The 12,195-nt window shown below is 52.6% G+C and carries 16 protein-coding genes; 2 read left to right on the top strand and 14 right to left on the bottom strand.

Features of this window, described 5'->3' with window-relative positions:
* The 4 genes from hisH to AC128V_RS02120 are packed head-to-tail and all read right to left on the bottom strand — an operon-like array spanning nucleotide 1 to nucleotide 2,645.
* Nucleotides 1-630: an imidazole glycerol phosphate synthase subunit HisH gene (gene hisH, locus AC128V_RS02135; protein WP_482763036.1), complete on the bottom strand. Its 630-nt coding sequence runs from the start codon at nucleotides 628-630 to the stop codon at nucleotides 1-3.
* Nucleotides 627-1,226, bottom strand: a complete 600-nt coding sequence (gene hisB / locus AC128V_RS02130) for an imidazoleglycerol-phosphate dehydratase HisB (RefSeq protein WP_482763035.1) — start codon at nucleotides 1,224-1,226, stop codon at nucleotides 627-629. The genes hisH and hisB overlap by 4 nt, the downstream gene beginning before the upstream one ends.
* Before the next feature lie 32 nt (nucleotides 1,227-1,258).
* Nucleotides 1,259-2,329, bottom strand: a complete 1,071-nt coding sequence (locus AC128V_RS02125; protein ID WP_482763034.1) for a histidinol-phosphate transaminase — start codon at nucleotides 2,327-2,329, stop codon at nucleotides 1,259-1,261.
* Between the two features lie 22 nt (nucleotides 2,330-2,351).
* Complete coding sequence (locus AC128V_RS02120; RefSeq protein WP_482763033.1) at nucleotides 2,352-2,645, bottom strand: LysM peptidoglycan-binding domain-containing protein; 294 nt, start codon at nucleotides 2,643-2,645, stop codon at nucleotides 2,352-2,354.
* 197 nt (nucleotides 2,646-2,842) lie between these two features.
* Between AC128V_RS02120 and lexA the strand changes: the two genes are divergently transcribed.
* Entirely contained in the window at nucleotides 2,843-3,466 is a 624-nt protein-coding gene (gene lexA / locus AC128V_RS02115; protein ID WP_482763032.1) for a transcriptional repressor LexA, read from the top strand.
* On the opposite strand, the gene hflX is transcribed toward lexA, so the two are convergent.
* Nucleotides 3,453-4,886 (bottom strand): GTPase HflX, encoded by a 1,434-nt coding sequence (gene hflX, locus AC128V_RS02110; RefSeq protein ID WP_482763031.1) that lies wholly within the window; start codon nucleotides 4,884-4,886, stop codon nucleotides 3,453-3,455. The two genes, lexA and hflX, sit on opposite strands and share 14 nt — an antisense overlap.
* 36 nt (nucleotides 4,887-4,922) lie before the next feature.
* Between hflX and AC128V_RS02105 the strand changes: the two genes are divergently transcribed.
* Nucleotides 4,923-5,528 carry a class I SAM-dependent methyltransferase gene (locus tag AC128V_RS02105; protein WP_482763030.1) on the top strand — a complete coding sequence of 202 codons (606 nt, stop codon included), beginning with the start codon at nucleotides 4,923-4,925 and terminating at the stop codon, nucleotides 5,526-5,528.
* Here the strand turns inward: AC128V_RS02105 and dapF are convergent.
* From dapF to pgsA, 9 genes are all read right to left on the bottom strand, one after another.
* Complete coding sequence (gene dapF / locus AC128V_RS02100; protein ID WP_482763029.1) at nucleotides 5,518-6,384, bottom strand: diaminopimelate epimerase; 867 nt, start codon at nucleotides 6,382-6,384, stop codon at nucleotides 5,518-5,520. The genes AC128V_RS02105 and dapF overlap by 11 nt on opposite strands.
* Entirely contained in the window at nucleotides 6,381-7,298 is a 918-nt protein-coding gene (gene miaA, locus AC128V_RS02095; RefSeq protein ID WP_482763028.1) for a tRNA (adenosine(37)-N6)-dimethylallyltransferase MiaA, read from the bottom strand. Before miaA ends, dapF begins: the two co-directional genes overlap by 4 nt.
* Nucleotides 7,288-8,757 carry a tRNA (N6-isopentenyl adenosine(37)-C2)-methylthiotransferase MiaB gene (gene miaB / locus AC128V_RS02090; protein ID WP_482763027.1) on the bottom strand — a complete coding sequence of 490 codons (1,470 nt, stop codon included), beginning with the start codon at nucleotides 8,755-8,757 and terminating at the stop codon, nucleotides 7,288-7,290. Before miaB ends, miaA begins: the two co-directional genes overlap by 11 nt.
* Nucleotides 8,758-8,769: 12 nt before the next feature.
* Nucleotides 8,770-9,255 carry a regulatory protein RecX gene (locus tag AC128V_RS02085; RefSeq protein ID WP_482763026.1) on the bottom strand — a complete coding sequence of 162 codons (486 nt, stop codon included), beginning with the start codon at nucleotides 9,253-9,255 and terminating at the stop codon, nucleotides 8,770-8,772.
* Nucleotides 9,248-10,312, bottom strand: a complete 1,065-nt coding sequence (gene recA, locus AC128V_RS02080; protein WP_482763025.1) for a recombinase RecA — start codon at nucleotides 10,310-10,312, stop codon at nucleotides 9,248-9,250. Before recA ends, AC128V_RS02085 begins: the two co-directional genes overlap by 8 nt.
* 140 nt (nucleotides 10,313-10,452) lie before the next feature.
* Entirely contained in the window at nucleotides 10,453-10,680 is a 228-nt protein-coding gene (locus AC128V_RS02075) for a DUF3046 domain-containing protein (protein ID WP_482763024.1), read from the bottom strand.
* Nucleotides 10,677-11,000: a helix-turn-helix domain-containing protein gene (locus AC128V_RS02070; RefSeq protein ID WP_482763023.1), complete on the bottom strand. Its 324-nt coding sequence runs from the start codon at nucleotides 10,998-11,000 to the stop codon at nucleotides 10,677-10,679. Before AC128V_RS02070 ends, AC128V_RS02075 begins: the two co-directional genes overlap by 4 nt.
* Before the next feature lie 76 nt (nucleotides 11,001-11,076).
* Nucleotides 11,077-11,565 (bottom strand): CinA family protein, encoded by a 489-nt coding sequence (locus AC128V_RS02065; RefSeq protein WP_482763022.1) that lies wholly within the window; start codon nucleotides 11,563-11,565, stop codon nucleotides 11,077-11,079.
* Nucleotides 11,562-12,110 carry a CDP-diacylglycerol--glycerol-3-phosphate 3-phosphatidyltransferase gene (gene pgsA / locus AC128V_RS02060; protein ID WP_482763021.1) on the bottom strand — a complete coding sequence of 183 codons (549 nt, stop codon included), beginning with the start codon at nucleotides 12,108-12,110 and terminating at the stop codon, nucleotides 11,562-11,564. Before pgsA ends, AC128V_RS02065 begins: the two co-directional genes overlap by 4 nt.
* Nucleotides 12,111-12,195: the final 85 nt, after the last annotated feature.

Here is a 12,195-nt window from a genome sequence, read left to right as displayed (position 1 = left end):
CTAGATGGAACGAATCCAGTTACGAAGCAACTGCAAACCTGCTTCACCGGACTTTTCTGGGTGGAATTGAGTGGCACTGAGCGGACCGTTTTCGATAGCTGCCAAGAAACGTTCGCCGTGTTCAGACCAGGTCAAAGCGGCTTTCACAAATGGTGGCTGGATATCCAGCTCCCAGGTTTTAGCGGCATAGGAGTGAACAAAGTAGAAGCGTTCGTCCTCGATACCTTCGAACAAAACACTCTTGACGTCACTAGACACCTTGCTCCATCCGATGTGAGGCAAAGTTGGGCCATCGAGCATCGTTACCGAACCTGGCCACTGACCTAAGCCCTCAGTATCAATCCCGTGCTCTACGCCATGTTCAAACATCACCTGCATTCCAACGCAAATGCCAAGCACAGCCCTTCCGGAGGTCAAGCGCTGGTCAACAAGGCTTGCGGCATTGTGTTTGGTTAGGTTTCTCATGACAGAGGCAAATGCCCCAACCCCTGGTAGCAGCATTCCATCCGCTTCCAATAAAACCTTGCGATCCGAAGTGAGGACTACCTCTGCACCCGAGTGCTCTAGGGCGCGACAGGCCGAGTGAATATTGCCACTGCCGTAGTCAAAGACCGCGACGGTCTTAGTCAAAGGCTGCCCTTAGTTGAAGGCACGCCAGATACTCGAGCGTCAAGTTCTACTGCCTTGCGCATCGCGCGAGCCAGCGCTTTGAACTGAGCCTCGGCAATGTGGTGAGCGTCGCGACCCGCTAGCACAGTCATGTGCAGAGTAAGGCCGGCGTTATAGGCGATTGCCTCAAAAACGTGTCGCACCATCGAACCAGTGAAGTGGCCACCGATTAGGTGAAATTCAAAACCCTGAGGCTCTCCAGTGTGAACCAGAAACGGGCGACCGGAAACATCAACCACTGCTCGAGCTAGGGCCTCGTCTAGCGGCACGGTAGCGTCGCCATAGCGTGCTATACCCGCCTTATCTCCCAGTGCCTGCTTGATGGCTTGGCCTAGAACAATTGCGGTGTCTTCAACCGTGTGGTGAACGTCGATTTCGATATCGCCAACCGATTGGACCTTGAGGTCAATGAGTGAGTGCTTAGAAAAGGCAGTCAACATGTGATCAAAAAATGGCACACCGGTCTCAATCTCGGACTGACCTGAACCATCAAGGTTCAACTCAAGTTCGATCTTGGACTCGCTTGTTGCGCGGGAAAGCTTTGCAATTCGGCTCATGTTTAGACCTCGTTTGGGAAGATGTCCCAAGTTTAGCCAAGAATCAAGGCTAGTTCACCGAGTAATTTGCTGGTCTCTGCCTCAGTACCGGCTGTTATACGCAATGTGTTGGGGATTCCGACGTTACGGACTATTACACCCCTGGCCAATAACGCCTCAAAAACCTCGTTGGGATTCTCGAAGCCCTCTACCAAAACGAAATTGGCTTCTGACTCGTATGCACTCAGGCCCAAGAGTTTGATCTGAGCAATCATTCGGTCTCTTTGAACCTTAATTTGCTCAACATTCGCAAGCATTTCCGGTGCGTGACGAAGTGCTGCTCTTGCGGCAGCCTGAGTCAAAGCCGACAGGTGATAAGGAAGTCGAACAATCCGAAGCGCGTCCACAACGGCCTCGTCAGCAGCCAAGTACCCGACTCGAGCTCCGGCAAATGCAAATGCCTTGCTCATGGTTCGACTAATAATCAGCCGTGGACGTCCCGCCAATAACTCGATAGCCGAGGCTTTTGAAGAGAACTCCGCATAGGCCTCGTCAATCACCAAGATGCCATCAAAAGCGTCATAGGCAGCCCGAACGACCTCGTTGTCAATCGGTGTACCGGTTGGATTGTTTGGATTACACAAAATGGCTATTGCTGGCTTGTGGATAGCTAGCTGCTCGGCGACATACTTTGCCGATAGCTCAAAATCTGCCTCGCGCGGCAATTCTCGGTAGTCGGTGAGGGTTATCCGAGCAATGTTTGGATACATCGAATAGGTAGGTCCGAAACTCAGAGCTGAATTACCTGGTCCGCCAAAGGCTTGGAAGATCTGAGTGAGGATTTCGTTTGACCCGTTTGCCGCCCAAGTCTGGCTTGCGCTTAGGCCATTGCCCAGGAAGGCCGCAAACTGTCCTCTCAGTTCTATGAACTCTCGGTCTGGGTAGCGGTTGAGTCTTAGTACTTCGGAAGCTAATTCTTGGATGATGTCTAGTGCGACTGCTTCAGGAATGCCAAAAGTGTTCTCATTTACGTTGAGCTGAACAGGCACGTCAAGCTGAGGAGCACCGTAGGGTTTTAGTCCTCTAAGGTCATCGCGAATTGGCAGGTCATCGAGATTGGTCACCCGTAGAGATTACCCGATTGGGCTATGGGAGGGCGATCTGCTGTCCAGGAGTTAGCTCAGCAGTCTCAAGAGCGTTCAGCAAGACGACCTCAGCAATCCAGTCGCGAGGATCCTCATTTGGAGCGTAAGAGTCTGCAAGCGACCATAGAGAGTCACCGGACTGAACAGTTACGTATTGCAGTTCGCCAGGCTCTTGGCTTCCAGCGAAAGAGCCCGAGATTGAGACCATGGTGAAGGATGCGGCCAAGGCCAAGATTGCAAGCCCACGGAACAGACGTTTTGGGTTGGTTAGTCGGTAGGAAATAACAGCACTCATTGTGATCATCACCCTTCTGTTCGATTCTTTGTTTCGAACATTTGTTCTAAGTATAGAAACATTTTTGACATTTACAAGTTTTTTGCTAAGAATTTTGCAAATAACTCGAAAATGTGTTTGGCAAACGCTGACTTAGCGAATACAGTTTCGACATAAGAAGTAAAGCTTCACCCACTGACATTTTGAGAGGGGCCGAAATGGATAGCTCTGAGTTGACCGATGTTCAACAGCGAATTCTGGCTGTAATCCGTGAATCAATGCAGGCCAGGAACTACGCACCTTCCATGAGAGAGATCGGCGAATCGGTCGGACTGAGCTCCACCGCCAGCGTTTCCCACCAGCTCAATAAGTTGGAGCTACTCGGATTCATTAGCCGTGACCCACGTCGTCCAAGAACGATTGATCTATTGGGATTTGATGATTACGCGGGAGAGATTTTCAAGGCAGACGCCGCAATGGTCCCGTTAGTTGGCCGAATTGCTGCCGGTGGTCCTATTACTGCCGAGCAGAATGTCGAGGATGTCTTCGCCCTGCCTCGCCAATTGGTAGGCCAAGGCGACTTGTTCCTTTTGAAAGTTGTCGGCGAATCCATGATTGATGCCGCTATCTGCGATGGCGACTGGGTAGTGGTTCGGCAGCAGCAGACCGCCGAGAACGGTGACATCGTCGCCGCGCTGCTAGAGGACGAAGCAACGGTAAAGACTTTCAAGCAGCGTGATGGCCACACCTGGCTGTTGCCAAGAAACTCGGCATTCGAACCAATCCTTGGCGACCACGCGGTCATCCTTGGAAAGGTTGTGGCGGTTCTTAGGGCTGTGTAGCGAACTGCAGCAATTCTGCTGCTAGATCTTGCTTTACAAGTGCCTTCAGGCGAGTCCCAGCTTCCACGTACTCAAGCTCTAACACTTTGCCCGATAGGTGAGCCCTAGAGACTAGATCACCTCGGCTGTATGGCACGACCCCAACAAACTCAACGTCTGGCCTAGGAAGCAGCTCAGCGATCTTTGCTTCTAGTTCCTCAAAACCCAAGCCGGTTCTGGCTGAGATCAGCAGCGAGCCGGGAACTAGTCCTCGAAGCGTGACTTGGTCTTCTTCGCTCAAGAGGTCAACTTTATTGAAAACGATCAGCTCTGGGATGCTTGAGGCTTCCACCTGAGCGATCACCTCGTGAACGGTGCGAATCTGCCCCATCGGATCGGAGTCAGTGCCATCCACCACATGGACAATCAGGTCGGCGTGCGAGATCTCCTCGAGCGTGGATCTAAAAGCTTCGACTAACTGATGCGGTAGCTGGCGAACAAACCCGACCGTGTCCGCAATCGTGTAACCGCGGCCATCAGGCGTGCCATGTTGACGCACCGTTGGATCCAAGGTGGCAAAAAGCGCATTTTCAACGAGCACGCCAGCCTTGGTCATGCGGTTCAAGACAGAAGACTTTCCAGCGTTGGTGTATCCGGCGATTGCCACCTGAGGCTCGTTATTCTTTTCACGCTTTGAGCGCTTGATGTCTCTGGCCTGCTTCATGTCGGTGATTTCGCGCTTGAGCTTCGACATTTTCGTGTTGATGCGTCTGCGATCAAGTTCGATCTTGGTTTCACCCGGTCCCCTGGAGCCAATACCAACACCACCGGCAGCCTGACCACCAGCCTGACGCGACATCGACTCACCCCAACCGCGAAGTCGAGGTAATAGGTATTCCAGCTGAGCAAGCTCTACTTGAGCCTTACCCTCACGGCTTTTAGCGTGCTGAGCGAAGATGTCCAAGATGATTGCAGTTCTATCTACAACCTTTACCTGCACAGCGTCTTCGAGCGCTCTGCGCTGGGAAGGTGCCAGCTCAGCGTTGGCGATAACGGTGTCCGCACCTAAGGATGCGACAAGCTCTTTTAGTTCTTGCGCTTTACCTTTACCAAAGAAGGTTGCTGGATCTGGAAAATTGCGACGTTGCAACAAACCATCCAAGACCTCGGCCCCTGCAGTTTCAGCAAGGGCAGCCAGCTCACGCAACCCGTTCTCGGCATCGGTTAGGGTTCCGGATCCCCAGACACCAATTAGCACGACCTTTTCAAGGCGAAGTTGGCGGTATTCGACATCCGAGATGTCTTGCAGCTCAGTTGAGAGTCCTGCAACTCGACGCAACGAATCTCTCGCCTCGAGATCAAGCTGGTCACCATCAAACTCATTGCGCGGTGCAGCTGCTCCTCTTCTGAGGATGCGGTCTATCGTGGATTCGTTTTCCATTGCACTTAAACCCTAGGGCTGTATTAGGTTTGCAACATGTCCCAGGAGCACTATTTCAGCGCAAGCCCAGATAAACCGGCGACGCTTCGGGAGATTACCTTCCAGGTAGCGGGTCAGGAATTTGCTGTTCAAGCTGCCAGCGGCACCTTTAGCGCCAGCAAGTTGGACCCTGGAACCTCCATCCTGCTGAGCAAATTTGAAGAGTTTCCGGAATCTGGAAATGTCCTTGACCTCGGTTGTGGCTGGGGACCTATTTCACTCGCTATCGCGACCCTCAGCCCCGAAACTAAAGTCTGGTCGCTCGATGTGAACCAGCGCAGCATGGAACTGGCTAGAAACAATGCCTCCAAGCTGGGGCTTACAAACATCAACGTTGTCACCGAAGACCAGGTTCCAGAGGATCTGAAGTTCGACGCGATTTGGTCCAACCCACCGATACGAATCGGTAAGGCAGCGTTGCATGCACTTCTAAAGAACTGGCTACCGCGCCTAGAAAGCGGAGGAAGAGCGATGCTTGTTGTGCAGAAGCAACTTGGGGCTGATTCATTGCTGGCTTGGATTCAAGCTGAATTTCCAGATCTGACCGCTAGTAGGTTCTCGACAGATAAAGGCTTCCGAGTCCTAGAAGTGACTAGAGACTAAAGGTTCCGCTGTAAACCAGCTCCGCAGGGCCTGAAATTGCAACGTGCTCGCCGTCTTCGGTTGGGAACATTCGCACGCCAACCTCGCCGCCAGGAACTCTGACCCGCCAGAAGTTCTGCCCATTGTCAGCCCAGTGCCTAATTGCCAATGCTGCTGCTGCAATACCGGTTCCACAACTCAGAGTCTCCCCCACCCCACGCTCGTGCACCCGCATTGAGATGCTGGCGACGCCCTCTTTGATAAGCGGGTCATCCAGCACCACAAACTCAACATTCGCGCCCTTGCGCGGCTGTGGTTCAAGCTTTGGTGCTTTGTGCAATTCGAGGGCTTCAAGTTCACCCTCATCAGCCAGCGCGACCACGACATGCGGATTGCCTAGATTTAGCCCTAGACCTGGTCTGGCAACTGCGATTCCATCAGCCTTTACAAGGTAGTCCTCTGAATCAACGCCCCAACGACCGAGGTCAACCGCAAAACCAGTCGATGTACTGGTTAGATCTTTTACCCCAGCTCTGGTGGCAACGGGAAGGGTAGAGCCGCCAACAATCGAGGCAAGTCCACGGCTAGTCAGGTAACGAGCGAAAAGGCGAATGCCATTGCCACACATCTCCGCCTTGGAGCCGTCGGCATTGCGATAGTCCATGAACCACTCCGCATTTGGCTCGTCATGTAAAAGGTGAGCAACCTCACTGTTTTCAGTTCGAGTCACAAAGATCAAGCCATCGGCACCGATTCCAAAGTGACGGTCACAAATATGTTGAATTTGCTCCTCAGTGAGATCCATCACACCGTCGAAATCATCGATCAGGACGAAATCATTGCCCGTTCCGTGGCCCTTGGTGAAGTCGATGTTCATTGTTCAAGCCTAATCAACTTCATGACCTCAGCACTCAAGTGCTCACCTGCGCTCTGCCAATGAATTCGCTTGTCACGTCGGAACCAGGACATTTGCCGGCGAGAGTATCGATTGGTTAGAGCTATGGTTTCGGCCTTTGCATCTTCAGTAGACATTTCGCCCCTGAGTTCAGCGATTGCCTGCTTGTATCCAATCGCCATTCTTGCGGTTTTGCCGAGTTCCCCAGCTTTCAAAAGTTGTTGAACCTCAGAAACAATGCCCGCTTCCCACATTTGCTCTACGCGACTAGCAATCCGCTGTTTGAGCAGCTCTCTAGGGAGATCAATGCCGATTTGCAAGGTTGGTTCCCAATAGCTGGGCTCGGGTAATGAGGATGCGTAGCTCTGCCCTGTGATTGCAATAACCTCGAGTGCTCGAATCACCCTGCGGACATTCTGCGAGGGGATCTTTGCTGCAGTTATCGGATCCAGCCGCTGCAGCTTTTCATGCATGGCAAGCGCTCCAATTTCCTGACCAAGTTGCTCGAGTTCTGAACGTATTGCCGGATCCGTTGGAGCAAAATCCAAATTGTCTAACGCAGCAGCCAAATAGAACATGCTGCCTCCGACAAGCATCGGTGTCTTGTTGGCAGACAGGATTTCCAAGCACTTTTCCCGCGCAACGCGCTGGTATTCAACAGCAGTCATCTCCTGAGCTGGGGTCAGGATGTCAAACAGGTGGTGCGGGATACCTTGTCGCTGGGATTCCGGAAGTTTCGCGGTGCCAATGTCCATTCCGGCATAAAGCTGCATGGCATCGGCATTGATTATCTCAACCGGATTACCCGCAGCAGTCAATTGCGCTGCAACCTCAAGCGCAAGCCCAGTCTTTCCAGACGCTGTTGGTCCGATAAGGGCGAGGACTCTAAATGACACTCTTGGGCCTAATTGGAATCCCGAGCGAGACCTTGCCGCTGCCAGGCACAGGTGCTCCGCAGCTCTCCAGTTCGCGTCGGTCGTGAGCGTCGCCGCCTCGGGTTCGACGGACCTCGTAAAGCGAACCCGGTGAACTCTCTGCAAGCAAGTGGTAAGGCGCAGCCTGAGTCACCTGAACGGTCACTAAATCGCCAGGACGAGCGATTTGGCTGCCCTCAGGTGCTTCAAAGTGGACCAAACGACTATCTTGAGTTCGTCCAGTTTGGCGATGGGTCGCAGAATCCTTGCGACCTTCTCCGGTTGCCACCAAGACCTCTACGGTCTTTCCAACCTGCTTCTTGTTCTCCTGCCAAGCAATGTCGTTCACGAGCGCTAAAAGCCTTTCATAGCGTTCCTGAACGACCTCTTTTGGCACTTGATCATCAAGCTCAGCTGCCGGCGTCCCCGGGCGCTTGGAGTACTGATACGTGTAGGCGGTCGCGAACCGCGCTGCCTCGACAACTCTCATGGTCTCAAGAAAGTCCGCTTCGGTCTCTCCCGGAAAACCAACGATTATGTCGGTAGTTATCGACGCTTCTGGGATTCGATCTCTAACCCGATCCAAAATGCCCAGGTACTTCTCAGAGCGGTAGCTGCGTCGCATCTCTTTCAAAATGCGATCAGAGCCAGACTGCAGCGGCATGTGTAGCTGTGGCATCACATTGTGAGTCTCAGCCATTGCATCGATCACATCATCGGTGAAAGCTGCTGGGTGCGGGGACGTGAAGCGCACTCGTTCTAGACCCTCGATCTGACCACAAGCTCGCAACAGCTTTGCGAAAGCGCCTTTGTCACCAAACTCAACGCCATATGTGTTTACGTTTTGACCAAGCAGAGTGACTTCGATGGCACCGTCTTGCACCAGAGCATTGACCTCAGCCAAGATGTCGCCTGGGCGACGATCCTTCTCTTTACCCCTAAGCGCTGGAACGATGCAGAACGTGCAGCTGTTATTGCAACCCACTGAAATAGAAACCCAGCCGGAGTAAGCGGATTCGCGCTTGGTCGGCAGGGTTGAGGGGAAAATCTCTAGTGCCTCCAACAGTTCAACTTGAGCTTCATTGTTATGCCGAGCACGCTCTAGCAAGGTCGGAAGGGAGCCAATGTTGTGGGTTCCGAAAACCACATCCACCCATGGGGCCTTTTTGATGATGACATCTTGGTCTTTTTGCGCAAGGCAGCCTCCGACTGCAATCTGAAGATTAGGGTTCGCTTCTTTTTTTGGAAGCATCATGCCGAGGTTTCCGTAGAGCTTGTTGTCGGCGTTTTCTCGGACCGCGCAGGTGTTGAAAACAACTAGGTCAGGATCCACATCCTCGGCTTTGATGTAGCCCGAAGCCTCGAGCAGGCCAGAGATACGTTCAGAGTCGTGAACGTTCATCTGGCAACCGTAAGTGCGGACTTCGTATGTAAGTGACATAGCCCGTGAATTTTACTCTGACTGCTCTAGATCCCGCAGAATTCTTGATGATAGAGCGCCGGAGAATCCCCGGCGCATTAAAAACCCCATAAGTCTGCGCTTGCGGACTTCCGGTGCCAGGGAAGAGAGCTGCTGATATCGCTTTTTCGCCGTTGCGTAAGCAGTCTTATCCTCCGCCTCTTGGTCAATTACGCTCAGCGCCTCTTGGGCATCTTCCGCGCTGACCCCTTTTTGCTTCAACTCGCGAGAAATCACTGACCTTGATTTGCCCGAGATGGCGATTCTGGAATTTACGAAAGCCCTGGCAAAGGCTGCGTCATCTATCAGCTGCGCCTCGGTGAAGCGATCCAGTACGGCATTTGCAATCTCCTCTGGAATTTCACGTTTTTTCAGAATATTTGCTAACTGGTAACGAGTCTTCATGGAACGAGAAAGCTGGAACAGCAGGACGTTTTTCGCCCGCTGCTCCAGCTTTTCGCTACTAGGTTCGTTAGGCATCGTTTGCGGCCTTGGCGACCTCTGGGGCCTCCTCGGCTGGCAAGTCTGCTACTGCACGTGGGACGCCAATACCCTGTTTGTGTCTGATCCGCTTCTCGATTGTGTCTGCCATCTCTGGGTTGTCCTTGAGGTAACGACGAGAGTTTTCCTTACCCTGGCCAAGCTGTTCGCCGTCGAAGGTGTACCAAGCTCCGGACTTCTTTACGATGTCCTGTTCAACGCCATAGTCGATAAGTCCACCCTCGCGAGAAATACCCTCGCCAAACATGATGTCGAACTCAGCCTGCTTGAATGGCGAGGCTAGCTTGTTCTTCACAACCTTGACACGAGTGCGGTTACCAACAGCATCGGTACCTTCTTTTAGGGTTTCAATTCTGCGGATGTCCAAACGCACAGACGCATAGAACTTCAGCGCCTTTCCGCCGGCGGTGGTCTCCGGAGATCCGAAGAAAACACCGATCTTCTCGCGCAGCTGGTTGATAAAGATTGCGGTGGTGTTGGTGTTACTCAACGCTCCGGTCAACTTTCTAAGAGCCTGAGACATCAGACGAGCCTGGAGACCAACGTGTGAGTCTCCCATTTCACCTTCGATTTCAGCCCTTGGCACTAGTGCGGCAACCGAGTCAATGACAACCACGTCGATTGATCCCGAGCGAATCAGCATGTCGGTAATTTCCAAGGCCTGCTCACCAGTGTCTGGCTGGCTAACCAAAAGTGCGTCGATGTCCACACCTAAAGCCTTGGCGTACTCAGGGTCAAGAGCGTGCTCAGCGTCGATAAAGGCCGCAATACCTCCAGCGCGCTGGGCATTCGCGATTGCGTGCAGCGCCAATGTGGTCTTACCGGAGGATTCTGGGCCATAGATTTCAACGATTCGACCCTTAGGCAAGCCTCCGATGCCCAAAGCTACGTCTAGGGCGATCGAACTTGTAGAAATCGCCTCGATTGGAGCGCGTTCTTCGCTGCCCAATCGCATAACCGAACCCTTACCGAACTGGCGGTCAATCTGGGCTAGCGCAGTGTCTAGCGCTTTCTCTCTGTCGGATGCACTTGGCATTTTCTACCTCTTTCTTTAGCTCCCTAGAAGCTAATTCGTAGGTCTGACTTTTTTGAGTTCAACCAAAAAGCTGTTGATAACTCGTAGGTTTTGACCTATCTAGATAGAACACTAGACGTTCGAACAAAATTTCGAATGATTTATTCGGCGTGTCTTTTCTTTACCGGAATTCCACTCCAACGCTCTTTGGGCACAGATTGCTGCTTGCACAGTTCTAACCAGATTTGCTTGGGGTCAACACCCGCGCGAATTAGCTCTTCTGCGGTTTGGTCCTGGAAATGGTGAAGCCGAAAATCTTTGAGCAGCACTTGGGCGAATTGTGCCCCGAATTCATCGTGGAGAAGCTGATGAAACTGGCTTAGTTTCAAAACTTCGACTGAGAGTAAAGCCCTGCTTCTGTCATGAAGGCGTCTGGCACAGTGTCAGGGATGTAGGTGTCGTCCAGGTAAATGCCCTCAACGGAAGCGACTCGATCAGAAACTTCACGCATGACTACCGAGAGTGGAAGCTCTAGGGCTTCAGCTACCGAGGCGAGGATCTCCGATGAAACTTCCTTCTGGCCGCGCTCGACCTCAGATAGGTAACCAAGCGCAACAGACGCCTTCGCTGCTACCTGACGCAGTGTCTGGCCGCGACGGAGTCGATGTGAACGCAGTACGTCACCGATTTCTTGCCTTAGTAGTACCAAAAGGTTTCCTCCTGCAAATTAACCTAGCGGTTGATTCCGACAAATTTACATTTGCTTGCTGAATGTTTCCTGTTTCTCAACCAAAAATTGCCTGGATTTCATCCTCGAGTGCATCCAGAGCTTTGGCGACAGTTGCGGCTCTAACTTCGGACCTTGTGCCATGCAACTTCAATGCCACCGAGCGGGAGCCTCTGGCAGAGGAAATACCTATGTAGACGGTGCCCGCAGCGTGATTCCCAACTGGATCCGGACCCGCGACTCCGGTGGTTGACACTCCAAAGACGCTCTCAACGCTCTTTACACACTCAAGCGCAAACTTATCCCTGACGTTTCTGGCAAGGGATATCGCTACCTCGGAAGATATGGCGGATTGGGCTTGGATCAAGTGCGGATCCACTCCGAGCACATTCACCTTGACCTCATCTTGATAGCAGGTGACTCCCCCCAGCAAGAACGCTGATGCTCCGGGCTCGGTTGCTAGTTCGGAACTCAAAAGACCAGCGGTCAGCGACTCAGCGGTGGCTATGTAAATGCCGTGTTGAATTAGCTGCTTACTCAAAATCACTTTGCCGGCCTGAGGTACTGAATTCCGGTGTACCAGGTGATTACGACGGCAAAGATAATTACGGCTTGGGTAAGCCAACCCCACCAATCGCCCAAAAAGTCAAACGGTGCGACCGCCATCGAAACACCGATAATTTGAATCACGGTCTTGAATTTACCTCCGCCGGATGCTGCAATCACTCTTCGCTTGGCGATGATCAGACGATAAACCGTAATTCCGAATTCTCTAATCAGGATCAGCACGGTTGCCCACCACGGGACAGCCCCCTGAATAGACAGCACAATCAATGCACCTGAGAGCAGCGCCTTGTCTGCGATTGGGTCAAGAATCTTGCCGAGGTTGGTAACCAGGTTTCGCTTGCGCGCAATTGCTCCGTCAATACCGTCGGTCGATGCCGCCAAAACCAAAAGCACCAGGGCGATCATGCGTTCGGCAAACGAATCCCAGCCAACCATGATCAACCAAAGCACCAGCGGAACCATCAGGATTCGAACTGAGGTGATTAGGTTTGGAGTTTGGCGATACAGGAAAGATCTAGAAGTCATCTCGCCTACCGGTTAGCTGCCAAGCATCTTCATCGCCGTCATCCTCATCCGCCGGCAGGTCGCCCTCAAACACCGCTGAGGTTGC

The sequence above is a fragment of the Aquiluna sp. genome (assembly GCF_965064355.1).
This window is presented reverse-complemented; position numbering and strand designations above follow the sequence as displayed.

Bases quoted from the DNA above. Each gene is read 5' to 3' on its own strand.
- hisB (WP_482763035.1), bottom strand. From the start codon at position 1,226: ATGAGCCGAATTGCAAAGCTTTCCCGCGCAACAAGCGAGTCCAAGATC.
- AC128V_RS02120 (WP_482763033.1), bottom strand. From the start codon at position 2,645: ATGAGTGCTGTTATTTCCTACCGACTAACCAACCCAAAACGTCTGTTC.
- lexA (WP_482763032.1), top strand. From the start codon at position 2,843: ATGGATAGCTCTGAGTTGACCGATGTTCAACAGCGAATTCTGGCTGTA.
- hflX (WP_482763031.1), bottom strand. From the start codon at position 4,886: ATGGAAAACGAATCCACGATAGACCGCATCCTCAGAAGAGGAGCAGCT.
- AC128V_RS02105 (WP_482763030.1), top strand. From the start codon at position 4,923: ATGTCCCAGGAGCACTATTTCAGCGCAAGCCCAGATAAACCGGCGACG.
- dapF (WP_482763029.1), bottom strand. From the start codon at position 6,384: ATGAACATCGACTTCACCAAGGGCCACGGAACGGGCAATGATTTCGTC.
- miaB (WP_482763027.1), bottom strand. From the start codon at position 8,757: ATGTCACTTACATACGAAGTCCGCACTTACGGTTGCCAGATGAACGTT.
- AC128V_RS02085 (WP_482763026.1), bottom strand. From the start codon at position 9,255: ATGCCTAACGAACCTAGTAGCGAAAAGCTGGAGCAGCGGGCGAAAAAC.
- recA (WP_482763025.1), bottom strand. From the start codon at position 10,312: ATGCCAAGTGCATCCGACAGAGAGAAAGCGCTAGACACTGCGCTAGCC.
- pgsA (WP_482763021.1), bottom strand. From the start codon at position 12,110: ATGACTTCTAGATCTTTCCTGTATCGCCAAACTCCAAACCTAATCACC.